The 26,004-nt window shown below is 65.5% G+C and carries 28 protein-coding genes; 12 read left to right on the forward strand and 16 right to left on the reverse strand.

Translation table 11 applies throughout. The annotated features are described in order from the left end of the window. Nucleotides 1–52: 52 nt before the first annotated feature. Complete coding sequence (gene purS, locus GB880_RS00135) at nucleotides 53–292, reverse strand: phosphoribosylformylglycinamidine synthase subunit PurS (RefSeq protein ID WP_154491644.1); 240 nt, start codon at nucleotides 290–292, stop codon at nucleotides 53–55. Between the two features lie 23 nt (nucleotides 293–315). Continuing rightward, the gene (purC, locus tag GB880_RS00140; RefSeq protein WP_154491612.1) at nucleotides 316–1,080 is read right to left on the reverse strand and encodes a phosphoribosylaminoimidazolesuccinocarboxamide synthase; all 765 of its coding nucleotides are present in this window, start codon (nucleotides 1,078–1,080) and stop codon (nucleotides 316–318) included. Nucleotides 1,081–1,214: 134 nt separating this feature from the next. On the opposite strand from purC, the gene GB880_RS00145 reads away from it, so the two are divergent. Next, on the forward strand, nucleotides 1,215–1,529 hold the full coding sequence (locus tag GB880_RS00145) for a DUF1476 domain-containing protein (protein ID WP_154491609.1): 315 nt from the start codon (nucleotides 1,215–1,217) through the stop codon (nucleotides 1,527–1,529). Nucleotides 1,530–1,564: 35 nt separating this feature from the next. Here GB880_RS00145 and GB880_RS00150 read toward each other — a convergent pair whose 3' ends face one another. Genes GB880_RS00150 through GB880_RS00160 form a run of 3 tightly spaced genes read right to left on the reverse strand, consistent with a single transcriptional unit; the run spans nucleotide 1,565 to nucleotide 3,837 of the window. After that, on the reverse strand, nucleotides 1,565–2,896 hold the full coding sequence (locus tag GB880_RS00150) for an MATE family efflux transporter (protein ID WP_154491606.1): 1,332 nt from the start codon (nucleotides 2,894–2,896) through the stop codon (nucleotides 1,565–1,567). Further along, nucleotides 2,889–3,392: a PaaI family thioesterase gene (locus GB880_RS00155; RefSeq protein ID WP_154491603.1), complete on the reverse strand. Its 504-nt coding sequence runs from the start codon at nucleotides 3,390–3,392 to the stop codon at nucleotides 2,889–2,891. The genes GB880_RS00150 and GB880_RS00155 overlap by 8 nt, the downstream gene beginning before the upstream one ends. Nucleotide 3,393: 1 nt before the next feature. Then, complete coding sequence (locus GB880_RS00160; RefSeq protein ID WP_195840793.1) at nucleotides 3,394–3,837, reverse strand: PaaI family thioesterase; 444 nt, start codon at nucleotides 3,835–3,837, stop codon at nucleotides 3,394–3,396. Between the two features lie 140 nt (nucleotides 3,838–3,977). Here GB880_RS00160 and GB880_RS00165 point away from each other — a divergent pair, with 140 nt between their 5' ends. The 7 genes from GB880_RS00165 (at nucleotide 3,978) to GB880_RS00195 (ending at nucleotide 11,283) form a co-directional block, all read left to right on the forward strand. Then, the gene (locus tag GB880_RS00165) at nucleotides 3,978–4,394 is read left to right on the forward strand and encodes a MerR family transcriptional regulator (RefSeq protein WP_154491638.1); all 417 of its coding nucleotides are present in this window, start codon (nucleotides 3,978–3,980) and stop codon (nucleotides 4,392–4,394) included. A 106-nt stretch (nucleotides 4,395–4,500) separates the two neighbouring features. Further along, entirely contained in the window at nucleotides 4,501–4,890 is a 390-nt protein-coding gene (locus GB880_RS00170; protein WP_263467198.1) for a MerR family transcriptional regulator, read from the forward strand. A gap of 24 nt (nucleotides 4,891–4,914) precedes the next feature. Beyond that, entirely contained in the window at nucleotides 4,915–6,693 is a 1,779-nt protein-coding gene (locus GB880_RS00175; RefSeq protein WP_154491600.1) for an acyl-CoA dehydrogenase C-terminal domain-containing protein, read from the forward strand. A gap of 69 nt (nucleotides 6,694–6,762) precedes the next feature. Continuing rightward, entirely contained in the window at nucleotides 6,763–7,404 is a 642-nt protein-coding gene (locus GB880_RS00180; protein WP_154491597.1) for a glutathione S-transferase family protein, read from the forward strand. Next, nucleotides 7,401–8,612 (forward strand): acetyl-CoA C-acetyltransferase, encoded by a 1,212-nt coding sequence (locus tag GB880_RS00185; protein WP_154491594.1) that lies wholly within the window; start codon nucleotides 7,401–7,403, stop codon nucleotides 8,610–8,612. Before GB880_RS00180 ends, GB880_RS00185 begins: the two co-directional genes overlap by 4 nt. Further along, nucleotides 8,612–9,109: a cupin domain-containing protein gene (locus GB880_RS00190; RefSeq protein ID WP_154491591.1), complete on the forward strand. Its 498-nt coding sequence runs from the start codon at nucleotides 8,612–8,614 to the stop codon at nucleotides 9,107–9,109. The genes GB880_RS00185 and GB880_RS00190 overlap by 1 nt, the downstream gene beginning before the upstream one ends. Beyond that, a complete protein-coding gene (locus GB880_RS00195; protein ID WP_154491588.1) occupies nucleotides 9,106–11,283 on the forward strand; it encodes a 3-hydroxyacyl-CoA dehydrogenase NAD-binding domain-containing protein in 2,178 nt (725 codons plus the stop codon). The genes GB880_RS00190 and GB880_RS00195 overlap by 4 nt, the downstream gene beginning before the upstream one ends. A gap of 65 nt (nucleotides 11,284–11,348) precedes the next feature. On the opposite strand, the gene GB880_RS00200 is transcribed toward GB880_RS00195, so the two are convergent. Continuing rightward, a complete protein-coding gene (locus tag GB880_RS00200) occupies nucleotides 11,349–12,356 on the reverse strand; it encodes an adenosine kinase (protein WP_154491585.1) in 1,008 nt (335 codons plus the stop codon). Next, nucleotides 12,353–13,015, reverse strand: coding sequence for an endonuclease III (gene nth, locus GB880_RS00205; protein WP_154491582.1), 663 nt, complete (start codon nucleotides 13,013–13,015; stop codon nucleotides 12,353–12,355). Before nth ends, GB880_RS00200 begins: the two co-directional genes overlap by 4 nt. Nucleotides 13,016–13,258: 243 nt before the next feature. On the opposite strand from nth, the gene GB880_RS00210 reads away from it, so the two are divergent. After that, nucleotides 13,259–13,930: an OmpA family protein gene (locus tag GB880_RS00210; protein WP_154491579.1), complete on the forward strand. Its 672-nt coding sequence runs from the start codon at nucleotides 13,259–13,261 to the stop codon at nucleotides 13,928–13,930. A 155-nt stretch (nucleotides 13,931–14,085) separates the two neighbouring features. On the opposite strand, the gene GB880_RS00215 is transcribed toward GB880_RS00210, so the two are convergent. From GB880_RS00215 to GB880_RS00235, 5 genes are all read right to left on the reverse strand, one after another. Next, nucleotides 14,086–14,640 carry a F0F1 ATP synthase subunit B gene (locus GB880_RS00215; RefSeq protein ID WP_154491576.1) on the reverse strand — a complete coding sequence of 185 codons (555 nt, stop codon included), beginning with the start codon at nucleotides 14,638–14,640 and terminating at the stop codon, nucleotides 14,086–14,088. Beyond that, nucleotides 14,637–15,314: a F0F1 ATP synthase subunit B' gene (locus GB880_RS00220; RefSeq protein WP_154491573.1), complete on the reverse strand. Its 678-nt coding sequence runs from the start codon at nucleotides 15,312–15,314 to the stop codon at nucleotides 14,637–14,639. Before GB880_RS00220 ends, GB880_RS00215 begins: the two co-directional genes overlap by 4 nt. Before the next feature lie 77 nt (nucleotides 15,315–15,391). Then, a complete protein-coding gene (locus tag GB880_RS00225) occupies nucleotides 15,392–15,625 on the reverse strand; it encodes a F0F1 ATP synthase subunit C (protein WP_010394077.1) in 234 nt (77 codons plus the stop codon). Nucleotides 15,626–15,681: 56 nt separating this feature from the next. Further along, nucleotides 15,682–16,437, reverse strand: a complete 756-nt coding sequence (locus GB880_RS00230; RefSeq protein ID WP_154491570.1) for a F0F1 ATP synthase subunit A — start codon at nucleotides 16,435–16,437, stop codon at nucleotides 15,682–15,684. Then, nucleotides 16,434–16,775 carry an AtpZ/AtpI family protein gene (locus tag GB880_RS00235; RefSeq protein WP_154491567.1) on the reverse strand — a complete coding sequence of 114 codons (342 nt, stop codon included), beginning with the start codon at nucleotides 16,773–16,775 and terminating at the stop codon, nucleotides 16,434–16,436. The genes GB880_RS00230 and GB880_RS00235 overlap by 4 nt, the downstream gene beginning before the upstream one ends. 186 nt (nucleotides 16,776–16,961) lie before the next feature. Here GB880_RS00235 and GB880_RS00240 point away from each other — a divergent pair, with 186 nt between their 5' ends. Next, nucleotides 16,962–17,366: an ArsR/SmtB family transcription factor gene (locus GB880_RS00240; protein WP_154491564.1), complete on the forward strand. Its 405-nt coding sequence runs from the start codon at nucleotides 16,962–16,964 to the stop codon at nucleotides 17,364–17,366. On the opposite strand, the gene GB880_RS00245 is transcribed toward GB880_RS00240, so the two are convergent. Continuing rightward, nucleotides 17,353–18,954, reverse strand: a complete 1,602-nt coding sequence (locus tag GB880_RS00245) for a bifunctional metallophosphatase/5'-nucleotidase (protein ID WP_154491561.1) — start codon at nucleotides 18,952–18,954, stop codon at nucleotides 17,353–17,355. The genes GB880_RS00240 and GB880_RS00245 overlap by 14 nt on opposite strands. Before the next feature lie 133 nt (nucleotides 18,955–19,087). On the opposite strand from GB880_RS00245, the gene GB880_RS00250 reads away from it, so the two are divergent. Both GB880_RS00250 and GB880_RS00255 read left to right on the forward strand, forming a co-directional pair. Next, on the forward strand, nucleotides 19,088–19,420 hold the full coding sequence (locus GB880_RS00250) for a DUF952 domain-containing protein (RefSeq protein WP_154491558.1): 333 nt from the start codon (nucleotides 19,088–19,090) through the stop codon (nucleotides 19,418–19,420). Then, the gene (locus tag GB880_RS00255) at nucleotides 19,417–20,478 is read left to right on the forward strand and encodes a quinone-dependent dihydroorotate dehydrogenase (protein WP_154491555.1); all 1,062 of its coding nucleotides are present in this window, start codon (nucleotides 19,417–19,419) and stop codon (nucleotides 20,476–20,478) included. Before GB880_RS00250 ends, GB880_RS00255 begins: the two co-directional genes overlap by 4 nt. A 4-nt stretch (nucleotides 20,479–20,482) precedes the next feature. Here the strand turns inward: GB880_RS00255 and cysE are convergent, their stop codons facing one another. The 3 genes from cysE to GB880_RS00270 form a co-directional block, all read right to left on the reverse strand. Then, on the reverse strand, nucleotides 20,483–21,322 hold the full coding sequence (cysE, locus tag GB880_RS00260) for a serine O-acetyltransferase (RefSeq protein WP_154491552.1): 840 nt from the start codon (nucleotides 21,320–21,322) through the stop codon (nucleotides 20,483–20,485). A 61-nt stretch (nucleotides 21,323–21,383) separates the two neighbouring features. Further along, nucleotides 21,384–22,106 (reverse strand): DUF2793 domain-containing protein, encoded by a 723-nt coding sequence (locus GB880_RS00265; protein WP_154491549.1) that lies wholly within the window; start codon nucleotides 22,104–22,106, stop codon nucleotides 21,384–21,386. Beyond that, a complete protein-coding gene (locus GB880_RS00270; protein WP_154491546.1) occupies nucleotides 22,099–25,989 on the reverse strand; it encodes a baseplate multidomain protein megatron in 3,891 nt (1,296 codons plus the stop codon). Before GB880_RS00270 ends, GB880_RS00265 begins: the two co-directional genes overlap by 8 nt. Nucleotides 25,990–26,004: the final 15 nt, after the last annotated feature.

Genomic DNA, 26,004 nt, shown 5'->3' on the forward strand with positions numbered 1-26,004 from the left:
GTCACCCCTTGTTGGCGCGGCCGAGGCGTCGATCGGGCGCCGGACCGGCCGGTCAGACGATCTCGACGGCGTATTTCTCGATCACGGTATTGGCCAGCAGGCCTTCGCACATGCGCGCGACCTCGGCCCGCGCCGCCTCGGCATCGGTGGCGTCCAGGTCCAGTTCGATGATCTTGCCCTGGCGCACCCCGCTTACCCCGGAAAAGCCCAGCCCGCCCAGGGCGTGGCGGATCGCCTCGCCCTGCGGGTCCAGAACCCCATCCTTGAGCATGATGGTGACACGGGCTTTCAGCGGGACGGTCATGAGGTGGTCCTTCAGTTGATAAGCGTGGGCTTGGTAAGCGAGGTGGTGTTGGCGGGCATCAACCCCAGCCGGCGGGCGACCTCGGTATAGGCGTCGGTCAGGCTGCCCAGGTCGCGGCGGAATACGTCCTTGTCCAGCTTTTGCCCGGTCTTGACATCCCACAGCCGGCAGCTGTCGGGGCTGATTTCATCGGCAACGATCAGGCGCATGAAATCGCCATCCCAGATGCGGCCGACCTCGATCTTGAAATCGATCAGCTTGATGCCGACCCCGAAGAATACACCCGACAGGAAGTCGTTCACCCGCAGGGCCAGGCTGACGATATCGTCCAGATCCTGCTGGCTGGCCCAGCCAAAGGCGATGATATATTCCTCGGACACGAAGGGATCGCCCAGTTCGTCGTTCTTGAAGCTGTATTCGACGATCGGCCGGGGAAGCGGCGTCCCCTCCTCCATGCCCAGGCGCTTGGCGATCGAGCCGGCGGCGAAATTGCGCACGATCACCTCGAGCGGGATGATCTCGACCTGGCGCACCAGCTGTTCGCGCATGTTGATGCGGCGGATGAAATGGTTCGGCACGCCGATATTGCTCAGCCCGGTCATGAAGAACTCGGACAGGCGGTTGTTCAGCACGCCCTTGCCCTCGACGGTCGCCTTCTTCTGTGCGTTGAAGGCGGTAGCGTCATCCTTGAAATACTGGATCAGAGTGCCGGGCTCGGTGCCTTCATACAGGATCTTGGCCTTGCCTTCGTAGATTTTCTTGCGCCTTGGTGCCATGCTGCGCGTCTCCGGTCTGCAAGGTGACAACTTTCTTGGGCTATAGGCCAGAAACGGGGTCAGGGGCAATACGGGCTTGCGATAAGCCCACTTCCTGATCATATCCTTGATCAGAAACGCAAGCAGAGGCCGCCATGACCACCTTTGACGACCGTGAACGCGCCTATGAGGCCAAATTCGCACATGATGCCGAACTGAACTTTCGGGCCGAGGCGCGGCGAAACCGCCTTCTGGGCGAATGGGCGGCAGGACTTCTGGGCAAAAGCGGGGACGAGGCGCGCGCCTATGCGCTGACGGTCGTATCGTCGGATTTCGAGCGTCCGGGCGACGAGGACGTGTTTGAAAAGATCAGCGCCGATCTGGCGGGCAAGGCCGATGCCGACACCATTCGCCAGAAGATGATCGAATTGCGCCATACCGCCCGCGAACAGATCCTGGCGGAATCCTGATCCATTCTTCGGGCGCCCGCCACCCGGGCGCCCGCTCAGCCCGCCGCCGCCTCGACCCGCGGGTAGAGGCGCCACATGGTCAGGCCGCGCAGCGTGTTCAGCCCCATCAGCGCCGCCCACAGGCCATGATTGCCCCAGCCCAGCGGCAGCACCATCACCAGCAGCGCATAGATTGCAACGGATACCAGCATGGCGTTGCGCATCTCGCGCGTGCGGGTGGCGCCGATGAAGATGCCGTCCAGCATCCATGAGGCAATGCCGATCAGCGGCGCCGCCACCAGCCAGGGCAGATAGGTGCGCGCCTCGGCCCGGACATCGGGCGCCGTGGTCAGCACATCGATCAGCGCCGGCCCGCCGATCAGGAAGGCGGCCGAAAACAGCCCGGCCCCGGCCACGCCCCAGGTCGTCGTCAGCTGCGCGGCCCGGCGCAGCCGGTCGCGGCGGCGCGCGCCCACCGCCTGCCCCACCAGCGATTCGGCGGCAAAGGCAAAGCCGTCCAGCCCGTAGGCGGTGATTTCCAGGAACTGCAACAGCACCTGATTGGCAGCCAGCGTCACATCGCCCTGCCCCGCGCCCAGAAAGATGAAGGTGGTGAACGAACCTTGCAGCAGCACCGAACGGATCAGGATGTCGCCGTTGACCCGCACCAGCTCCTCGATCCGCTCGCGCGCCATCAGCCCGCCACGGCGCAGCGCGGCGACCAGGGCATGGCGCGCAAACCACAGCCCCAGGGCCAGCCCGGACCATTCCGCGATCAGCGTCGCGGCAGCCACCCCGCGCACGCCCCAGCCCAGTCCCAGCACGAACCAGACATCCAGCAGGATGTTCAGACCGTTCATCAGCAGCTGCAACACCAGCAGCGCGCGGGTGCGTTCCAGGGCGATCAGCCAGCCGGTCAGCGCGTAAAGCGCGATGGTGGCCGGCGCGCCCCAGATGCGCAGCCCCAGATACTGCCGCGCCAGCGCCTCGACCTCGGCCGAGGCCGGCGCCAGCATGAAGGCACCGGCAAAGATCGGCAGCTGCAACGCGATGAAGCCCAGCCCGGCGGCCAGGCCGATGCCCAGCGCCCGTGCCAGATGCGCGCCCGCCTCGGGCGTGTCGCCCGCGCCATGCGCCTGCGCCACCAGACCCGAGGTGCCCATGCGCAGAAAACCGAAGATCCAGTAGATCGAGGCCAGGATCACCGCCCCGATCCCCACCGCGCCGATGGGTTCGGCCCGGCCCAGTTGGCCGACAACCCCGGTATCGACCGCGCCCAGGATCGGGATGGTGGCATTTGACAGCACCACCGGCAGCGCGATGGCCAGCACGCGGCGGTGCGTCAGGTCGCGCCCCGCCCCCGGCGCCGCCGCAGTCGCCTCAGCCATTCTGCGGCATCAGGAAATGGCCGGTCGCCTGCGCGAAAAGCTTCTGGCGATGATCCTGCCAGGCCTCGACATGGACGCTGGCATAACGCCGGCCCGAGCGCACCACGCGCGCGCGGGCATAGGCATCGCGCGGCAGGCCGGAACGCAGGTAATCGACTGTGAAATCGATGGTCTTGGGCAGGCGCGGCAGGCTTTCGGGCACCTCTGCATCAGGGGTCAGCCGACCTTCCTCCATATCCTCCCAGATCGCGGTCCAGGTCAGTTCGACCATGGCGGACACCTCTAGGAAGGCGGCCGTGACCCCGCCGTGGATCGCCGGCAGCATCGGGTTGCCGATCAGTTTCTGATCAAATGGCAGAATGGCGGTCAGCTCGTCCCCGCGCCGGTCGAAGGTGATGCCCAGCCAGCGGATATAGGGCACATGCGCGACCAGGGCCTTCAGCGTGCTGTCGCGGCGGCTCTTGATCGCGGTCAGCGATTCGTTTCGGTCGGGCATGTCAGCGCTCGATGGTAAAGGTGCCGGTCGCGGTAGCCACCGGCAGGGTTTCGTCGTCATCCATCGCCCAGGCGCGCACGAAGGCGACCGACCGGGTCAGATGATAGCATTCCGCGCGTGCCTTTATGCGCTGGCGCGGCGTGGCCCCGCGCATATAGTCGATGCGCAGGTCGATGGTGGCGGTGGCGCGCGCATCGCGGGCCCGCGCCATGACCGAAGCCCCGCAGCAGGTATCCATCAGCGCCGACACCACACCGCCATGGATGACGCCGCTGCGCGGATCGCCGACAAGATCCTCGCGCCAGTCCAGCGAAATCTCGGCCCCTTCGGGCGACAGGACATCCAGGCTCATGCCCAGGGCACTGGCATGGGGGATCGCCTCGATGAACTGGCGGGTGATGCGTCCGCGCTGTTCGTTCAAATCGTCGTCCGTGGGCTCGGTCATCGGGGGCTCCGCGCTGGCTGGTGTCGGCAGATCGTAACAGCCCATCCGGCCCAGACAAGTGCGCGCGCCCGAAGGTTGAGTTTGCCGTGACGCCGGGTTACGCTGATCCGAACGTGGGGTTGCGAGCCGAGTTTTTCCCGATGCCCGAAAGCGAATACATCAGTTTCAAGGACATGTGCGCGCGGTTCGACGTTACGCCGCGCACCCTGCGCTATTACGAATACATCGAACTGCTCAGCCCCCGCAAAGAGGGTCGCGCCCGCTTTTACGGCCCGCGCGAGATCGCACGGATGAAGCTGATCCTGCGCGGCCGACGCTTCGGATTCTCGCTCGAGGACATTCGCCAGTGGTTGCTGATCTATGGCGAAAAGGGCTCGCGCGAACAGTATCGCGTCTGGATCGAACTGGCCGACCGGCAGCTCGAGGTCTTGCGCCAGCAGAAGGCAGAGCTTGAAGCCTCGATGAGCGAATTGCTCAAGCTGCGCGAGGATACCGCGGCGCTGCTGCGCGACATGGATGCGGCCCCCGAACAGGCCAGTCAGAGCGCCGAAGGCTAGCCCCCCGCCCTTTTGCCAGGTTCCCTGACGCGACGTTCCCCCTTACGTGAACGTCAACTTGCCCTATATTTCCCCTGCACGGCGCAAGGGAAAAGGGGGACCAGGCGTGAGCGACGATCTGATGACCATAAGGCAGATGTGCGATGCCTTTGACGTCACGCCCCGCACCCTGCGCTTTTACGAATCCCGCGAATTGCTGTTTCCGCTGCGCCAGGGACAGCATCGGCTTTACGGCCGTGCCGATCGCGCGCGCCTGACGCTGATCCTGCGCGGCAAGCGCTTCGGCTTTTCGCTGGAACAGATTCGCCAGTTGCTGGAACTTTACGATCCCGCCAGCCGCAACATTGCCCAGACCGAGGCCGCGCTGATTACCGCGCGCGAGCGGCTGGCCGACATGGAGCGCCAGCAGATCGAACTGGCGGCCGCAATCACCGACCTGCGCGCCCAGATCGCCGAAGGCGAGGCCGCGCTGCAACAGCTGAAATCCGACGCCTGACGGCGCCAATCTTCGGGAGGACCGATGACCACCTATACCCCGCCTGTCGCCGACATGCAGTATATCCTGCACGAAGTCCTGCAGATCTCGCAGCAGGATCTGCCGGGATACGCCGATCTGGAACCCGAATTCACCGAAGCGGTGCTGGACGCTGCCGGCAAGCTGGCCTCCGAGGTGCTGGCGCCGCTGAACGCGGTTGGTGACCGTCAGGGCTGCCGGCTGGAAAACGGTGTCGTGCGCACACCCGACGGGTTCAAGGCGGCCTTCGACCAGATGCGCGAAGGCGGCTGGACGGCGCTGGATTGCGACCCAGAATACGGCGGCCAGGGCATGCCCTATGTCATCGGCCTGGCGGCGGGCGAGATGTTTTCGGGCGCCAACATGGCCTTCACCATGTATCAAGGCCTGACCCACGGCGCCTATTCCGCGATCCACGCCCATGGCACCGAGGCACAAAAGGCCCTGTATCTGCCCCGGATGGTCAGTTGCGAATGGACCGGCACCATGAACCTGACCGAGCCGCATTGCGGCACCGATCTGGGGCTGCTGCGCACCCGCGCCGAACCCCAGGACGACGGCAGCTATCTGATCACCGGGCAAAAGATCTTCATTTCCGCCGGCGACCACGACATGTCGGAAAACGTCATCCACCTGGTGCTGGCCAAGGCCCCCGGCGGGGGCGAAGGCACGCGCGGCATTTCCCTGTTCATTGTGCCCAAGTTCCTTGTCAATGACGACGGCACCCTGGGCGAGGCGAATGCGCTCAGCGTCGGTAAGCTGGAAGAAAAGATGGGCATTCACGGCAATGCCACCTGCGTGATGAACTATGACGGTGCGCGCGGCTGGCTGCTGGGCGATCTGCACAAGGGCATGCGCGCGATGTTCACCATGATGAACGAGGCCCGCATCGGCGTCGGCCTGCAAGGCTATGCGGTCGCCGAAGCCGCCTATCAGAACGCCGTCGCCTATGCCAAGGACCGGTTGCAGGGCCGGGCGGTGACCGGCAACGCCAACCCCTCGGGGCCGGCCGATCCCCTGATCGTGCATCCCGACATCCGCCGCAACCTGATGGATCAGAAAAGCTTTCTGGAAGGCGCGCGGGCGCTGGCGCTGTGGGGCGCGCATCTGATCGACCGCAGCCATCTGGGCCAGGACAAGGCCGCCGAGGATCTGGTGTCGCTGCTGACCCCGGTCATCAAGGGTTTTCTGACCGACAAGGGCTTCGACTGCACCGTGCAGGCCCAGCAGGTCTATGGCGGACACGGCTATATCGAGGAACAGGGCATGTCGCAATTCGTGCGCGACAGCCGCATCGCCATGATCTACGAAGGCGCCAATGGCGTGCAGGCGCTGGACCTGGTCGGGCGAAAGCTGGCGGCCGAAGGCGGCAAGCCCATCATGGCCTTCTTTGATCTGGTCAAGCAGACCGTCAAGGCGCACGAGGACGACCCCATGCTGGGCGCCGATTTCTGCGCGCCGCTGAAGGCCGCCTCCAAGGATCTGCAAGCCGCGGCCATGGTGTTCATGGAACAGGGGATGAAGAATCCGAATGCCGCGCTGGCCGGCTCATACGACTTCATGCATCTGTTCGGCCATGTCGCGCTGGGCCTGATGTGGACCCGCATGGCTGCGGCCGCCGCCAAGGCCCTGGCCGAAGGCCGCGGCGATCCGGGCTTTTACGAAACCAAGCTGGCGACCGGGCGCTATTACATGTCGCGGCAACTGCCGGCCACGGCGCTGCATCTGGCGCGCATCCGCACCGGCGCCCAGCCGGTCATGGCACTGGAGGCTGATCGTTTCTGATCGCGCGCCCATCACCCAGCGTTCCGGCGGTCCGCCGCCGGAACCCGGCCACTGATACAGGACACGTCCATGACCGCTGAACTGCATTGCTTTGGTGAATCGGGCCATTCCTACAAGGTCGCGCTGATGATGCAGCTGACCGGCTATCCCTGGCGTCCGGTCTTTGTCGATTTCTTCGCCGGCGCCACCCGCAGCGCGCAGTTCCGCACCCTGAACCCGATGGCCGAGGCCCCGGTCCTGGTCGAGCACGGCCGCGTGCTAACCCAATCGGGGGCAATCCTGCTGCATCTGGCCGAACGCACCGGGCGCTTCATGGACGGCGACCGCGACCAGATCCTGCGCTGGCTGTTCTGGGACAACCACAAGGGCTCGGCCCAGTTCGGCGCGCTGCGGTTTCTGATGAACTTCGTGCCGGCCGACAAGCGCCCGGCCGAGGTCATCGGCTTCATGCAGGCGCGCGCGCAATCGGCGCTGAAAACCCTGGACGCGGCGCTGCAGGGGCGCGACTGGCTGGCGGGAACCGCGCCCAGCATCGCCGACCTGTCCTGCTGCGGTTATCTTTTCTATCCCGAACCCTTCGGGTTCGACCGGCCTGCCTGGCCCCATATCGACGCCTGGCTGACCCGCATCCAGTCCCTGCCGGGCTGGAAACATCCCTATGACCTGATGCCCGGAAACCCCGCGGACCGGGCCGCGAAGGAGGACGCATGACCGAAGCCTATATCTATGATGCCGCCCGCACGCCCCGCGGCAAGGGCCGCCCCGACGGCAGCCTGCACGAAGTCACCTCGGTCGCGCTTTCCGCACGGCTTCTGAATGCGGTCAAGGAACGCAACGGCCTGGAAGGCCACGCGGTCGAGGATGTGATCTGGGGCAATGTCACCCAGGTCAAGGAACAGGGCGGCTGCCTTGCACGCTCGGCCGTGCTGGCCTCGGACCTGGACGAATCGATCCCCGGTCTTGCCATCAACCGCTTCTGCGCCAGCGGCATGGAGGCGGTGAACCTGGCCGCCAACCAGGTCAAGGGCGGCGCCGGCCACGCCTATATCGCCGGCGGTGTCGAGATGATGGGCCGCGTGCCCATGGGCAGCGACGGCGCCGCCATCGCCGTCGATCCCAGCCTGGCCTTCAAGACCTATTTCGTCCCCCAGGGGATCAGCGCCGACATCATCGCCACCGAATACGGCTTCAGCCGCGAACAGGCCGATGCGCTGGCGGTGGAAAGCCAGCGCCGCGCCGCCCTGGCCTGGCAGGAAAACCGCTTTGCCAGATCCATCGTGCCGGTGCTGGACCAGAACGGGCTGACCATTCTGGACCGCGACGAATACATGCGCCCCGGCACCAGCATCGAGGATCTGGCCAAGCTGAAGCCCAGCTTCAAGGACATGGGCGAAACCATGCCCGGCTTTGACAAGGTGGCGCTGCTGAAATACCCGCATCTCGACCATATCGAGCACATCCACCACGCCGGCAACAGCTCGGGCATCGTGGACGGGGCGGCGGCGGTGCTGATCGGCAATGCCGAATTCGGCAAGGCCCACGGGCTGAAGCCGCGCGCGCGCATCCGCGCCACCGCCAAGATCGGCACCGATCCCACGATCATGCTGACCGGCCCGGTGCCGGTGACCGAAAAGATCCTGAAGGACAGCGGCATGTCGATTTCCGACATCGACCTGTTCGAGGTGAACGAGGCCTTCGCTTCGGTCGTCCTGCGCTTCATGCAGGCCTTCAACGTCGATCCGGCCATCGTCAATCCGAACGGCGGCTCGATCGCCATGGGCCACCCGCTGGGCGCCACCGGCGCCATCATCATCGGCACCCTGCTTGATGAGCTTGAGCGGCAGGACAAGACCGTGGGCCTGGCCACGTTGTGCATTGCCTCGGGCATGGGCGCGGCCACCATCATCGAGAGGGTGTGATGCCCAAGCTTGACCTTGATGCGGCGCCGCTCAAGACCGGCTCGATCTATCCCGAACCCTATGCCAGCCAGATGGCCGGGCGTTCGTCGCGGCGGCTGGGCGATCTGGCGGGGCTGACGCAGTTCGGCGTCAACATCGTGACGCTGGAACCCGGCGCCGTCGCCTCGCTGCGTCACTGGCACCTGCGCGAGGACGAATTCGCCATGGTGCTGGAGGGCGATCTGATCCTGGTCGAGGACGAGGGCGAGGTGCCGATGGGCCCCGGCGATTGCGCCGCCTGGAAAGCCGGGGTGGCCAATGGCCATCGCTTCGTCAACCGCTCGGACCGCGTCGGCCGCTTTCTGATCGTCGGCAGCAAGGCCCCCGAAGAGGTGGCGACCTATTCCGACGTGGACCTGCAGATCCATCTGGCGGGCGGTCAGGCCCGCTTCACCTATCACGACGGCAGCGACTGGACCGGACCGCGGGACCTTTCGCCCAAGGGAGACAAGGCATGACCGATTTCACCATGGAAAAGGGCGCCGACGGCGTCGCCATCATCCGCTGGGACGTGCCCGGCAAGTCGATGAACGTGCTGTCGCTGACCGGCGCCGCGGAACTTGATGCGCTGATCGATCAGGCGCTGGCCGATGACGCGGTCAAGGGCATCGTCATCACCAGCGGCAAGGCCGATTTCGCCGCCGGCATGGATCTGAACGTGATCGCCGCGATGAAGGAAGGCGGCGCGCAAGAGGTGTTCGAGGGCGTGATGAGCCTGCACCACCTGCTGCGCAAGATCGAACTGGCGGGCATGGACTTCAAGACCAAACAGGGGGGCAAGCCCATCGCCGCCGCCCTGCCCGGCACCGCGCTGGGCATCGGCCTGGAATTGCCGCTGGCCACGCATCGCATCTTTGCCGCCGAAAACCCCAAGGCCAAGATCGGCCTGCCGGAAATCATGGTCGGCATCTTTCCGGGCGCCGGCGGCACCACCCGCCTGGTGCGCAAGCTGGGCGCGATGGGCGCCGCCCCCTTCCTGCTGGAAGGCAAGCTCAGCGATCCGGCCAAGGCCAAGGCCGCCGGCCTGATCGACGAGGTGGTCGCCGATCCCGTCGCCGCCGCACGCGCCTGGGTGTTGCAGGCCAGCGCCGCCGATCTGGTCAAGCCCTGGGATGCCAAGGGCTACAAGATGCCCGGCGGCGAACCCTATCACCCCGCGGGCTTCATGACTTTTGTCGGCGCCAGTGCCATGGTGCATGGCAAGACGCTGGGGGTCTATCCGGCGGCCAAAGCGCTGCTGTCGGCCGTCTATGAAGGCGCGATGGTGCCCTTCGACACCGCGCTGAAGGTCGAGGCACGCTGGTTCACCAAGGTGCTGATGAATCCCAGCGCCACGGCGATGATCCGCAGCCTGTTCATCAACAAGGAAGCACTGGAAAAAGGCGCGAACCGCCCCCAGGCCCCGGACCAGAGCGTCAAGAAACTGGGCATCCTGGGCGCGGGGATGATGGGCGCGGGCATTGCCCATGTCAGCGCCATGGCAGGGATCGAGGTGGTGCTGATCGATGCCACGGTCGAGGCCGCCGAACGCGGCAAGTCCCATTCCGCCGGCCTGCTGGACAAGGCGATCAGCCGCCGCAAGGCGACCGAGGAGAAGAAGGCCGAGGTTCTGGGCCGCATCACCGCCACCGACGACTATGCCGCCCTGACCGGCTGCGACCTGATCGTCGAGGCGGTGTTCGAGGATCCCGCCGTCAAGGCCGACGTGACCCGCAAGGCCGAGGCGGTGATCCCCGCCGATGCCATCTTTGCCACCAACACCTCGACGCTGCCGATCACCGAACTGGCCAAGGCCAGCGCCCGGCCCGAGCAGTTCATCGGCATCCACTTCTTTTCGCCGGTGGACAAGATGCTGCTCGTGGAAATCATCAAGGGCAAGGCCACCGGCCCGCGCGCCGTGGCCAAGGCGCTGGATTTCGTGCGCCAGATCCGCAAGACGCCCATCGTGGTCAATGACGCGCGCTTCTTCTATGCCAACCGCTGCATCATCCCCTATCTGAACGAAGGCATCCGCATGGTGGCCGAAGGCGTCAGCCCGACGCTGATCGAAAACGCCGCCAAGCTGATGGGGATGCCCCTGGGGCCGCTGCAACTGGTCGATGAGACCTCGATCGACCTGGGCGTCAAGATCGCCAAGGCCACGCGCGCGGCGATGGGCGACGCCTATCCCGATGCGGCCGTCGACAGCGTGATCTTCAAGCTGGCCGATCAGGGGCGGCTGGGGCGCAAGGCCAAGGCGGGCTTTTACGATTATGACGATGCCGGCAAGCGCCAGGGCTTCTGGCCCGGCCTGGCCCGCGAATGGCCCGAGGCCGCGACCCAGCCCGACCTGACCGAGATCCAGCACCGGCTGATGTTCGCCCAGACGCTCGAGGCCGTGCGCGCGCTGGAGCAAGGCGTGCTCGAGGACATCCGCGAAGGCGATGTGGGCGCCATCCTGGGCTGGGGCTTTGCGCCCTGGTCGGGCGGCCCCTTCGGCTGGCTGGACATGCTGGGCGCGGCGCGCGCCGTCGAGATCGCCGATCATCTGGCCCAGGCGCATGGCCCGCGCTTTGCCGCGCCGCAGTTGCTGCGCGACATGGCAGCCAGGGGCGAAACCTTCTACGGCAAGACCGCCCGCAAGGCCGCCTGAACCACGCTCGCCCATGATCGCAACGGCCGCGCCCGCCCTGGGCGCGGCCGTTCGCGTTTCGGGCGCTAGATCAGCCCCTCGGCGCGAAAGGCCGCCAGCAGATCGCTTTCCGGGCGGGCGCCGACATGCGAAATCACCTCGGCCGCGGCGATGCAGCCCATGCGTCCGGCCACCGCCAGCGGCAAGCCGCGCGCCAGCCCGTGGATCAGCCCGGCGGCGAACTGATCCCCGGCCCCGGTGGCATCGACCGGCACCACCCGATTCACCGGCACCGTCACCCGTTCCGCGCCGCGGATCAGGATCGCATCCTCGCCCGAGCGGGTGCAGATCACGGTGCCGCAATCGGCACTGGCCAGCCGCAGCGCCTCGTCCAGATCCTCGACCTGATAGAGCGATTGCCATTCGTGGACATTGCCGATCACGTAATCCATCGGCCCCGCGACCAGGCGGCGGAAATCGGCGCGGTGCCGGTCGACGCAGAACGGGTCCGACAGCGCGATCCCCGCCTGGCCGCCGGCGTCATGACAGGCGCGCGCAGCCTTCAGAAAGGCCGCCTTGCCGGCATCCTTGTCGAACAGGTAACCTTCCAGGAACAGCCAGTCAGCACCGCTGAAGGTGGCGGGGTTCACGTCCTCGGGGCCCAGTTCACCGGAAATGCCCAGATAGGTGTTCATCGACCGCTCGCCATCCGGCGTGACGAAGATGATCGAGCGCGACGTGGGCAGCACCTCGCCCGCCACCGGCGGATTGACGAAGATCGTGCCCTGGGCCTCGGTCTGTTCGGCATAGGACAGACCCAGCGGATCGCCGGCCACCCGACCGATGAAGGCCGTGCGCAGCCCCATCATCCCCAGTCCCGCCAGCGTATTGGCGACCGAACCGCCCGGCACCAGCCGCGCCTTGCCGGCCTCGGCATCCGCGGCCTGGGCAGCCATCAGATATTCCGACCTTTCGCGGTCGATCAGCTGCATGATCCCCTTTTCCACCCCCAATCGTGCCAGACTGGCGTCGGATGCCGGCGCGATCACATCCATCACGGCATTGCCGATGCCGATCACATAGGGGGTGGTCATTCGGTTTTCTCCTCATGGGGGCACAGGTCGGCGATAGGACAGATGCGGCAACGTGGGCGCCGGGCCTGACAGAGATAGCGCCCGTGCAGGATCAGCCAGTGATGCGCATTCTGCTGGAAGGGCACGGGGACGTTGTCCTCGATCGCGCGCTCGACCTCGTCCACGTTGCGGCCGGGCGCGATGCGGGTGCGGTTTGCGACGCGGAAGATATGCGTATCCACCGCCTGAGCGGGAAAATGAAAGGCGCTGTTCAGCACCACATTGGCGGTCTTGCGCCCCACGCCCGGCAAGGTCATCAGCGCGGCGCGCGACTGGGGCACCTCGCCGCCGAACTCATCGACCAGAATCCGCGACAGGGCGATGACGTTCCGGGCCTTTTGCCGGAACAGGCCGATGGTCTTGATCTCCTCGGTCAGCGCGTCGAGCCCCAGATCCAGCATCTGCTGCGGAGTGGATATTCGCGCAAACAGGTCGCGCGTGGCGCGATTGACCCCGACATCCGTGGCCTGCGCCGAAAGCGCGACGGCGACCAGCAGGGTATAGGCATTGGTATATTCCAGCTCGGTCAGCGGCTGCGGGTTGGCCGCCTGCAGGCGCGAGAAAATCTGCACCTGATCGGCATAGGGCAAGGGTTTGGGACGTTGTGCTGCGCGGGTCATGCCGACCTGATGCCGTGCCTGCGCCCAAGGTGCAAGCACCGAGACCATTCCGCCTATCGTCGAGGTTACTGCCATCTCCGGCTTGTGACCTGCGGGACAGGTAATTATCGCGTGTTTCTGTGGTGTTGGCGGGGAACTCATGCCATGGTCGCGGTGTTTGGGCTCAGTCGTGCCGGGGCCGGCGACCGCGTCAGGCGGTGTCACCTCGGCCAAGCACACGCCCCGTTAGGAAAGGTGAAAAGAATGAAAACCCGTATTGCCTTGCTTGCTGCTTCGGCCGGCGTTCTGGCGCTGACCGCGTGCGCACCGACCGACCCCTATGGCACGACCGGCAGCACCCAGCCCAGCCGCGCCCAGCAGGGTGCCGTCGCCGGGGCCGTGGTTGGCGGGATTCTTGGCGCAACCCGCGACAAGGACAAGAACAATCAGGGCATGGATGCGATCAAGGGCGCGATCGTGGGGGCGGCCATCGGCGGTGCCGGCGGCGCCATTCTGGATCAGCAGCAGCGCGCGCTGCAGCAATCGCTGAACAACCCCAACATCCGTGTGGTGAACAATGGCAACCACCTGTCGGTGATCATGCCGGAATCGACCCTGTTCGCGACCGATTCGGCCGCGGTGGGCGCCCAGGGCCAGAACGATCTTTATGTGATCGCACGCAACCTGAACCAGTATCCCAACAGCACGATCCAGGTGATCGGCCACACCGACAGCACCGGATCGGCCGCTTACAACCAGGACCTGTCGCAGCGCCGGGCGCGCTCGGTCGCCGGTATCCTGGCAGCCGGTGGCGTCTCGCAAAGCCGCATCACCACCACCGGCCGCGGCGCCAGCCAGCCGATCGCCTCGAACGACACTGCCGCCGGGCGCGCGCAGAACCGCCGGGTCGAAATCCTGATCTTCCCGACCCGCTAAGCGCATCCTGGCGTGCAGAGACCCTGGGGCCGGCTTTGCCGGCCCCTTTGCTTTCGCGCCTTCGATGGGGGCGAAAGCAAAGACCCCGGCATTGCCTGCCGGGGTCTCATCACTGTCCCAAGGAACGGCATGCGCCATTCCGCTTTTCATGATTTTCAGTTCAGACGGCGGGCCACTTCGTCGATGGCCTTGTCGATCCCGGCCGAACGCTGCTCGGCCGTGGCCTGCTTGCCCAGAATCTCGGTTGCGGCAGCAACCGCCGTCTGGATTGCCCGGTTGCGCACGGCGCGCACCGCCTCGCCTTCGGCGCTGGCGATCTGATCTTCGGCCGCCTTCAGGCGACGTTCGATGGACAGTTGCAGCGCCTTCTTGGCCTTTTCGGCTTCCAGCATTGCCTCTCGCCGTGCATTGGCGACGATGTCATCGGCTTGCGACTTCACTTCGCGCTGGCGGCGTTCATAGCTGGCATAGATTTCCTGCGCTTCCTCACGCAGGCGCCGCGCCTCGGCCAGATCGTTGCGGATGCCTTCGGCACGCTTGTCCAGCAGGCCACCGACAATCTGCGGCACACGGAAATAGACAAGGAGGCCCACGAACAGCAGAAACGCCAGCGTAACAACGAAATCGGTGTTGCGCAGCGAAAAGAACGGACCGCTGGCGGCCAGCGCCGGGCTGGCGATCAGGGCGAAAAGCACGCTCAGACGTTTCATTGCAGCGCCCCCTTCAGTCGCTGATCGACCGCCGCATTGATGGCCGCGGCATCGGCCGAGCCGCCGAAATTCTCGATCAGGGCTGCTGTGACATCACGCGCGACCAGTCGCGCATCTTCGACAGCCGAGGCGCGGATTTCGCCGATGCGCTTTTCCGATTCCGCCGCACGTGCGGCGATTTCGGCATCCGCATGGGCGATGGCGGCATCCAGTTCCTTCTGGATTTCGGCCTTGTTCGCAGCCACGATCTTGTTGGCTTCCGCGCGCGCGTCGGCCAGCGCCTTGTCATAGGCAGCCTCGGCCTCTTTGGCCTTCTGCTTGAACTCTTCGGCCGCCATCAGATCGCCCGTAATGGCGCCCTGCCGGTCCGAGATGACCCCGCCGATGCGCGGCAGCGCCACACGCGACAGAACCCAGTAGATGACGGCCAGCACCACGATAAGCCAGAAGATCTGGTTGCCAAAGGTGCTGACGTCCAGCTGCGGCATGCCCGGCGCGCTGGCGGCGTGACCAGCCGCCGCATGAGCGGCATCCGCAGCCCCGGCCACGGCGTGTCCGGCAGCGGCACCGGCCGCATCGGCCCCGTGAGCCGCCGCTTCGGCGGATTCGGTGACGACCACCGTCTCAGTTTCTTCGACCACGACGGGCGCGGTCTGTTGCAACAGGCTGAACATATCCTACCCCATGCCGGTCGTTTCACAATCGGGTGGGCGCCTCATGCCCCCACCCAACCGCAAGGATGGCAACAGGATCAGACTGCGAACAGCAGCAGCAGCGCAACCAGGAACGAGAAGATGCCCAGGGCTTCGGCGAAGGCCATGCCGATGAACAGGGTCGCGGTTTGCGAAGCGGCCGCCGACGGGTTGCGCAGCGCGCCCGCCAGATAGTTGCCGGCAACATTGCCCACCCCCATGGCCGCACCGGCCATGCCGACGCAAGCCAGACCGGCGCCGAGATACTGTCCCAGTTGACCCAGATTTTCCATATTCATGCTCCTTGAGGCTTTGGAAAGGGTTTCGATTCAGACCAGATGCAGGCGGCTCAGTGCGCCGGATGCAGCGCGTCCTTCAGATAGACGCAGGTCAGGATGGTAAAGACATAGGCCTGGATCAGCGCCACCAACACCTCCAGCCCATAGACTGCGGTGATGGCCACGACCGATACCGGCGCCAGCGCGGCGATGGCGGCAAAGGCCGCGAACACCTTGATCACCGCATGGCCGGCCATGATGTTGCCCGCAAGTCGAATCGAGTGGCTGACCGGGCGAACGAAATACGAAATCAGTTCGATCACCGCCAGAACCGGACGCAACGCCAGCGGGGCAGAGCTCACCCAGAACAGGCCCAGGAAATGGGCGCCGTTCTTGACAAAGCCCAGGATGGTCACGCCCAGAAACACCAGCAGCGCCAGCACTGCCGTCACCGCGATATGCGAGGTGGGCGAAAAGCTTTTCGGCAGCAGCGCGAGGAAGTTGGCAAACAGGATGAAGCAGAACAGCGTCATCACATAGGGGAAATACTTCACCCCTTCCTTGCCGGCCACATCCTCGACCATCTTGCGCACCATGCCGTAAAGCAGCTCGGCGATAGATTGCACGCGATTTGGCACGATCGCCCGACCACGGGTGCCAAAGACCAGCAGAGCGGTGATGGCCAGGGCAGCAAGTGCCATCCACAGTGTCGCATTCGTGGGGGTATACCAGTGCACCGGCCCGTCGCCAAACAGCGGCTTGACGACAAACTGATCCATCGGATGGAAAACCAGACCACCTGCTTCTTCTTGCGTCGCCATCGTCATTCACCCTTGTCGTCGCCGGGCGCTCCCGGAGTCCGGCCAATTTCACTTGCGGTTCTCATCATGGTCCTGATCCCTGCCACCAATCCCAGCAGCACGAAAACCACCATGAAAACCGGTTGCAGGCCGGTCAGATAGTCCAGCCCGTATCCGATTCCGAAGCCCAGGCCCAGTCCGGCCACCAGCTCCGTCACCATGCGCCAGGCGATATTGGCCTGGCTGAAATGCTCTTCCCCGCGCGAAGCCTGGTTTTGCGTCGACCGGGCGTCCAGTCTGGCCTCCAATTCACGCAGCCGTTCCGCATCCCGGGTTCGCGCCGCCTCATGGTCATCTTCGGCCATGGCTCACACCCCCGTGTTCGGTTGGCGCGGTGATAGGGATTCACCTCCCCCGAGTCAAGCAACCAACCTGCGCTTGAAAATCATTTTATTACAGCGCCTTGCAAAAGTTGGCAGCACAAAGGTCGGCGGGGTTGCGGGGTGACTGCCATCCGGGGCATATTCAACTATCGAGTTAAGCGATCCGGTATGACCAGCCCCACGCCCAGTTTGGACCTGATCTTCAGCGCATTGGCCGACCCGACGCGGCGGGCAATTCTGGCCATGCTGCTCGAGGATGACATGACGGTGACCGATGTCGCTCAACCGTTCCAGGTCAGTCTGGCGGCGATTTCCAAGCATCTGACCGTCCTGGCCAGTGCCGGCCTGATCCGGCAAGAGCGGCGAGGTCGCATCATCTGGTGCAAGCTGGAGCCCGAGGGTCTGCGCAGCGCCTCGGTCTGGATGCAGGGGTTTGGGCAGTTCGAGCCTGTCGATCTGGACGATTTCGAACGTTTTCTGCGCTGCGCATTACCCGAACTGCACGTCGACGAGGAAGGCGCCGCGGATACCGCCGAAACGGCATCCGAAGCGCCGGGCCTCACTTCACGGTGATACGACCGTCGGTGCGCGCCTCGAAATCGGGGCCCTGCCTGGCCAGATATTCAGCCAGCACATCGGCCAGATCGGGACCAAAATCATAGGCGTTCATGGCCTTGTCGGCAAACACCTTGTAGCCATCGCCGCCGCTTCGCATGTAATTGTGCGACACCACGCCATAGACGGCCTGCGGGTCGATCGGCACCCAGTCATTGCCGTTGCGCACCTGAACCTCGCTGATGCGGTTTCCTGCCGGCGCGCCAGTGTCCAGAGTGTAGCGCAGTCCCGCCACCTGGGCGAAACGGCCAGCACCCTCCTCGATCTGGCTGGCGCCGTTTTCCAGCGCGGCGACGACATCTTCGCCCTTCAACTGAAAGGTGGACAGCGTGTTCTGGAAAGGCAGCACGGAAAGCACATCCCCCATCGTCACCTCGCCCGCATCGATCGAGGCACGCAGGCCGCCGCCGTTCTGGATCGCGATGGTGATGCCCTGATCGCGCACCCGTGCCAGCATCGCATCGGCGACCAGGCTGCCCATCGCGCACTCGCGCACCCGGCAATTGCTGCGGTCGCCATCGATGGGCGCCTTGATCTCGGCCACACGCTTCTGCTTCAGCGCCTCGATCGGGGCGGCCATCTCCTTGACCCGCGCCGCCAGCTTCGGATCCGGCTCGACCGAACTGTCCAGCAGGATCGGCTGACCCTCGGCGCGTATCAGCTTGCCATCATCGTCCCATGTCAGCACCAGATGGCCAAGATACTTGCCATAGGCATAGGCCTGAGCCACCGGAACGTCCACGCCATCGGCGTTCTTGACCATGGTCGGATACGCGCCCTCGGCGCCCTCGAACTGACCCAGCAAGGTATGGCTGTGGCCACCGATGACTGCATCAATCCCGGTGACTTCGGCCGCGACCTGCTGATCGCGCTTGTAGCCGTGATGGGTCAGCGCGATGATCTTGTTGACGCCCGCCTCGGTCAGTTCCTGCACATCACCGCGCAGGCTTTCCATGTCGTCCATGAAGATGACCTTGTCGCCCGGCGATGCGGTCTCGGGCGTATCCATAGCCAGAGCAGAGACAATTCCGATCTTTTCCCCACCGACATCAAGCGTCAGCTTGTCGCCGATCTTGCCGTTAAGCTCGGGCGATTGCGACAGGTCGAGGTTGCCCGAAATCACCGGAAACCTGACGCCCTCGGCCAGAATCTGCAGCCCCTCGGGGCCATCGTCGAATTCGTGATTGCCCACGGCCATGGCGTCAAAGCCGATGGCGTTCATGAACTCGACCGTGTCCTTGCCCTTGTAGGTGGTGTAGAAAAGGCTGCCCTGATACTGGTCGCCAGCATCCAGAACAATCACGTTCTGCCCCTCGGCCTTCAGACTGTCGCGCAATTCGTTGATCTTGGTGGCCAGACGGGCCACACCGCCGAAACATTCGTTCTTGGCCTCGGTTTCGGCGTCGCAGGTGCTGTCGTATTTGTTGATCGGTTCGATGCGGCTGTGAAAATCGTTTATGTGCAGCACGTGCAGCGTGTATTCCGCCTGCGCCGCACCCGTCGACAGGGCCAGCATCGCCGCCGAGACCAATAGCCAGCGTTTCATTCCGTTTCCTCTTGTCACGACCATGGGGACAAGGGGCAGATTGGGCGAAGCGGCCGGACAGGTCAATCAACCGCGTTGCCCTGGCGGCATCTTGCCGCTTGACGCCTCGCTGCATGGGCCGCATGAACCGGGCATGCTGATCTACAAGGTTTTCCGTCCGGCCGAGTTTGCGGCCCTCGAACAGCACGGCAGCAGTCGCGGCTCGGCCGCGGATCTGGCTGACGGCTATATTCATCTGTCCACCGCCGGCCAGCTGCCCGGCACCCTGGCCCGCCATTTCGCCGGCGAAACGCCTTTGCATCTGCTTGCGCTGGACAGCCAGAGCCTTGCCGAACTGCGGTGGGAGCCATCGCGCGGCGGCGATCTGTTCCCCCATCTTTACCGGGAACTGCGCCAGCAGGACATCGCCTTCAGCCGCGTCCTGACCCTGGGACCGGATGGCCACGACATCGGAGCGCTGCCATGACCACCATTGAACGCCTGGGGCTGGCCGCCCTGCACCGGCTTGACCCCGAACGTGCGCATGATCTGTCGATTCGGGCATTGCGCCAAGGACTGGTGCCTCTGCACGGGCAGCCTTTCACCTCGGAACGGTTGCGTCTGGATCTGGCGGGGATGGAGCTGCCCAATCCGGTCGGGCTGGCGGCCGGCTATGACAAGAATGCGCTTGTGATCGACCAACTGGGCCGCGCCGGCTTCGGCTTTGTCGAGGTGGGGGCGGCGACACCGCGGCCACAGCCGGGCAATCCCCGCCCGCGCCTGTTCCGCCTGACGCGCGACCGCGCCGTCATCAACCGCTTCGGCTTCAACAACGATGGTGCGCAGGTGATCGCGCGTCGTCTGGCCGGTCGCAAGCCGGGGCCGGTTCCGGTCGGGTTGAACATCGGTGCAAACAAGGACAGCAGCGACCGCAGCGCCGATTTTGCCGAGGTCGTGCGCACCGCGGGCGCTTTCGTCGATTTCCTGACCGTGAACGTCTCTTCGCCCAATACCGAAAGATTGCGCGACCTGCAGGGCGCCGAGGCGCTGACCATGTTGCTGCAAAATGTGCTGGACGCGCGCGATGCCCTGGTCAACCGGCCGGCGGTTTTTGTCAAGATCGCACCGGATCTGGACGACGCCGGGCTGGCCGACATCGCGACCGTGGCGCTGAACCTGCAGCTGGACGGGATCATCGCCACCAACACCACCCTGGCGCGCGAGGGGCTGGTGTCGGCCCAGGCGGGCGAGGCAGGCGGCCTGTCCGGCGCGCCGCTGTTTCGCAAATCGACCCGGGTGCTGGCGCGGCTTTACCGCGAGACCGGCGGGCGCATCCCCCTGATCGGGGTGGGCGGGATCAGCTCGGCCGATGAAGCTTGGCAAAAGTTGCGCGCCGGGGCGTCGGCGGTGCAGATCTATTCCGCGCTGGTCTATCAGGGTTTTTCGCTCGCGGCCCGAATCGCGCAGGATATCGACCAGCGCCTGCAACAGGAACGCATCACGCTGGCAGAACTGACCGGCAGCGGCCACGCTGACTGGGTCTGATTCCTCAGAACAGTTCGCTGCGCCCCAAAAGCTGGTTCATGCTGGTCGAGGGTTCGGGACAGCCGGCATCGCCGACGATGCGCGCCGGCACCCCGGCCACGGTCTTGCAGGGCGGCACGTCGCTCAGGACCACCGACCCCGCGGCGATACGCGAATGGTGGCCCACATGGATATTGCCCAGAACCTTGGCGCCAGCACCGATCATCACCCCGTTGCCGATCTTGGGGTGACGGTCGCCGTCCTCCTTGCCGGTGCCGCCCAGCGTCACCGAATGCAGCATCGACACGTCATTGCCGACCACCGCAGTTTCCCCGATGACGATGGAATGGGCGTGGTCGATCATCACGCCGGTGCCGATGCGCGCGGCAGGGTGGATATCGACGCCGAAAACTTCCGAACAGCGCATCTGCACGAAATAGGCCATGTCCTTGCGATCCTGCTGCCACAGCCAATGGCCTATGCGATAGGCTTGCAGTGCCTGATAACCCTTGAAGAACAGGATGGGCTGCATCAACCGATGCGTTGCCGGATCACGTTCATAAACCGCCAGCAGATCGGCCTGCGCCGCAGCCGAGAGTTCCGGGGCACGCGCAAAGGCATCATCGGCAATCTCGCGCAGGATCTGCTCGCTCATCTCGCGCGAACCCAGTTTCAGCGAAAAGCGATAGGCCAGCGCCGCCTCGAACGTCGCATGATGCAGCAGGCCGGCGTGAATCAGCGCCCCCAGCAACGGCTCGTCCCGGACGGCCACGCGACCTTCGCGCTGAATCCGGCTCCAGACCGCTTCGCGCGACAGATCGCCGGCGTCGGCCAAAGGCTCGATCAGATCTTTTTGCAGATTCATCGTGGTTCGCCCGTCGGTTTCACACCCCATTCTTACCTGAAACCGACGGGCGCGAAAAGTGTCAGTCTGGCAGACGCAATTCCCACCAATGCAGCACGACCCGCACCCTTCCAGCCTGGAACTGGCCGCCGGTCGCGGTCAGTCGCAGCGGCGTGGGTGTCCAGAACACCATGGGGGGCGACAGCAGGCCGCGTGCCCAGGACCCCTGCGCCTTGCCCAGCCCCTGGCCGAACCGGGTCAGCGACGCGCTGTCGCCGGGGGTGCCCAGCGACCATGATGTCGCGCTGCCGGTGATGGCCTGCACCACCCGCGCCGTCGCCCCGATCACCAGCGCGCCCGACGGGATCACCATTTCGGTCTCGGCCTGGCCCGCCGCTGTCAGCGTGACATCCTCGACCGCTTGCCGCGCGATCATGCCCGAGCCATGGGCGCCCAGGGTGACGGCGCCGGCCACCCAGCCGTTGCCGTCATGGACAGCCACCGCCCCCTGATCGATGACAAAGGCGCGCCGTCCGCGCCGCGGCTGAACGAAAATCCAGCCGCCATTGGCCGCGATCGCAACCCGTCCCTGCTGTCCCTGCCAGGCATTGACAGGGTTTGCCCCGACCGCCCAGCACTGCCCATCAACTGCTGTTGCAGGCGGGGCGTTCTGCCCCAATCCTTGCAAAACCAGGTCCACCTGACCGTCGAGACGCAACAGCGCTTCGTTGACCGTCACATGTTTTTGCGCCTGTGCCGGCATCAGCAGCGGCAGCTCGCAATTGGCGGTGATGCTGTCAGGCATTGAACTCACTCCTTGCATAGGGACCAGGCCCGAAGGTTTCGGAAATTTGAGCGACCTCGACGGCATAGGGGCCGCCCGCCCGCGCCAGCGCCCAGGGCGCAGGCGGGATCGTCCAGCGCGGCTCGGCCACGATGGCCTGAGCCAGCACCGAGCCGTTCTGGATCAGGCGCACGCTATAGCGTTCGCCAGCCTCGCCCAATGGCACGTCCAGCCCGTCCCAATCGTCGCCCTGAACGCGGGTGCGACGGATCCAGGTGACCAGGCCGTCCTGAACGCGCAGGTGGCATGGCGTCAACGGCCGCAGCCCCGCACCCCGAAACGCAGCCGACGCGGCGCGATAACTGTCATCGCCGGGTGGACGCGCTGAGGGCCCAATGCGCCAGTGCCGGATCTGATTGCGCGCCGAAGGCGACAGATCGACCTGGCGCGCAGCACCGTCCAGCAGCACGACGCGACTGCCCGCAGGCCAGACCTCGGGCATGAAGGCATCGGTGCCGGCCTGACCGCGCAGACGCATGGCGATTTCCCATTCGCCGGTTGCCACAAGCCGTGCTTCGGCAAACTGGAACAGTTCCCAGCCTTCGGGGGTGCCATCGCCGATGGCCATCAGATTTGCGCCGGACAACAGCGCCTGCTGGTTGGCCGATTCCAGAACGCCCCCCTTGATGCGCAGCCGCAGCGGTGCGCCGCGATCCCAGACACCGGGCCTCGCGGCGGCCAGCGGACTGGTGGTCACCCCGATGATAGAACGGCGCGCGATGGTGGTATTCAGCGCATAGCCACCCTGCTGGGTTGCCGACATCCATACTGCAGCCGCTCCCGGCCATGGCGTCGCCGTCACCGCCAGATAGGGCGCGTGGGGCTCTTCGTCCCCGCGCAGCAACGGCAGGTCCAGAAACACCGGCAGCATCGGCACCGGCGGCACGAATGGCCGGATCGGGGCATCCTCGAGGCTCGTCCCGGTCACACGATAGGGGCCGGGTTCGACCCGAACCGTATCGAGGATGATCGCCCCTGCGCGCTCGACCCGGTCGATCCGCCACAGCCGGCTGTCGCTTTGCCCGTGTGATAGCCGCAGCACCTGCCCAGGGACCAGATTGCCCCGCGACGGCGGCAAGGCCAGGCGTAAAGTTTCACGGGCAATGCCGCTTTCGGCGAGCCACCGCTGAGCCAGCGCCTGACCTTCGGCACGCGTCAGCGCCATGGGCAGCTCGCTATCCGCAACAGAGAGAAATGCGCCTCCAGGCTGGCTGGCCTCGGTGGTGCGCAGCGCATAATCGCCACCCGCCTCGACATGACTCAGCCGGATGCGACCAGCGATGTCGGCATCGGGCATGCGCGTGATCTCGGGGCCCGACAGGTCTTCGGCCATGGCCAGATCATCGGCACCCAGGTTGATGTCTGCCCGACCTGTGCGCATGACGAACCGCAGGACGCCATCGCTTTCGACCGCATCAAACCCATGCGTCACCATTAGCGCCTGCAAGGCCGCGCGGCCGGATTCGCCGCCGTTCAGCACGTAACCCCGAACCAAGCCCGACAGCGCGCTGGCATCATGGGCGCGCACCCCGGCCTCGGTGCAGATTTCCGATACCACGTCCTCCAGCGGCACGGCGCCCGCACGCCCGTTAAGCCAGTGGCCGCGTTGCCAGGCCGGACCGTCCGACCACAGATCGGTGCGCGCAGGAAACGCCGGGAACGGCCGCGCGTCCCAGCACCAGACATGGGCGCGGGATACGTCGACCATGCGCCCGGCAGGCATGCGCGCGCTGGCCGCGCAGGGGGGATTGTTGCGCAGGTCCGACCAGTATTCGGTCATCGCCCGCACATAGGCAGCCTGCATCGCATCGTCCCGCCGGCCCTCGGAGAAGTAGGGCAGCATCGATTCCGAACTCATCGCGTCCAAGAACTTGTTGGGTTGGTTCGTGCCCTTGTCCAGCGCCGCGCATCCCATCTCGGTAAACCATATGGGCTTCGAGCGCGGCACCCAGGCCGTCGCTTGCGCCTGCCGCACGCCGCCGATGCGGTTGTGATGCGGGTTCTGCCACCAGTTCCGAATGTCCTTGTAACGCCACAACCAATGTTCGTGATGGGCGCCGTCACGGATCGGGGTCCGGACCTGGGCCTGACGGTCGGCCTCGGTCGCATAATACCAGTCGTAGCCTTCGCCCCCGGCGACATTGGCACGCAGATAATCCGGGTTGTCGATGCGGCCCCAATGCGCGTCCAGATGATCTTCGCCATCGCGCCAGTCCGACAGCGGCATGTAGTTGTCGATGCCGATATAGTCGATGTTGTCATCGGCCCACAGCGGGTCCAGATGGAAATAGGCATCGCCATTGCCCGGCTGATAGCCGAAATACTCCGACCAGTCGGCGGCATAGCTCAGCTTGACCTGTGGCCCCAGAATGGCACGCACATCCGCCGCCAGCCGCCGAAGATGTTCCACGGCAGGAAAGCTGCGACCTTCGGCCATGATCTGGGTCAGGCCGACCATTTCCGAACCGATCAGAAAACTGTCGATGCCACCGGCGCGTGCGCACAGGTGCGCATAATGCAGGATGAAGCGACGATACGACCATTCGTCTGGGCCCTGATAGACCAGACTGTCCCCCTGCCAGACGAAGTCGCCGGCCTCGGCCGCACCAAAGAAACGATCGACCTCGGCCCGCGCGGCGGCGGTTCCAAAGGGCGTGCCGGGCCGACCAGGGGCCACGCTGGTGGTGATGCGCCCGCGCCAGGGCATCACCGGCTGACTGGTGGCGCCGGTCCAGGGATCGGGCCGCAGGTTTCCGGCCAGCTGCTCCATCAGGATAAAGGGATAGAACACTGCCTTGCGACCGCTGTCGGCAATCGCCCGCAGCGCCTGAATGACCGCGCCGTCGGCGGGCGTGCCGCCATAGATCGGCCGCCCGCCGACGCGGGCCACCTCGGTCGCGGCATCGCGGCCGATTCCGCCCGCGCGCCACGCCATTTCGCGCCCGTCGCGGCCGGCATCCTCGACCTTGGGACGGACGGTGCAATGCCCCACCCGCATGTCATCGCCGAACCACGACACCACCAGCGACACCGACCCCACGCGCGGCAGTTCGCGCCCCAACGTCCGCAACGAGGCCTCGAAATCCGTGCGCCCCAGCGCGGTGTTGCGATTGACGATCGCGGTTTCGCCCAGGCCCAGATCATAGCTGACGGCCGAGGTCGCCAGCGAATATTCGCCCGTTCCCGGGATCATCGCCACCGCCTGCACCTGACGCGACAGGCCACGCCCAGCCTTGGCCGCGCGGGTAACCTCGAACGAAAGCTGCGGGACGCGATTGCCCCATTTCTCCAGCGCCAGGTCCTCCATCACGACATAGGCCAGACCGCGATATGCTGGCGCCTCGTCGCCTTCCTGGGCAGCGATGGCCGGGTCTGGCAACTGGGTTTCGTCGCCAAGGTAGACGCGCAGGTTCAGATCATCGGGCGAAACTTCCTCGCCGTCGGCCCAGATGCGCCCGACGCCCAGAATCGGGCCTTCGCACAGGGCCAGCGCAAAGCTCAGTCGATAACTGATTTCTGTGACCGAGGTCGATGTGCCCTTGCCGCCACCATGCTTGCGCTGAACCTCTTGCAACGGACCGGCCCAGATGGCGTGACCGGGCACGCGCATCTGTCCCCACAAGCGGGGGATAGGGGTGCCTTCGCCTGCGGTCTGAATGCGGATGCGGTCCAGCCGGCCGGTTTCCACCGCCTTGGACCCCGCGCCCAGCAGGCGCTGATCGATGACCCGCCCCAGCGTCGCCCCGACCGCCCGCCCGATCACCGCCCCGGACAGCCCCAGCACGGTGCCGCCAAAGCCAGCCCCCAAAGATGCACCGGCCGCAGCCAGCAGAATCGTCGCCATTGCGCCTTGTCCTTC

This window comes from Paracoccus sp. SMMA_5_TC (genome assembly GCF_009696685.2).
In the GTDB taxonomy this organism is placed as follows: domain Bacteria; phylum Pseudomonadota; class Alphaproteobacteria; order Rhodobacterales; family Rhodobacteraceae; genus Paracoccus.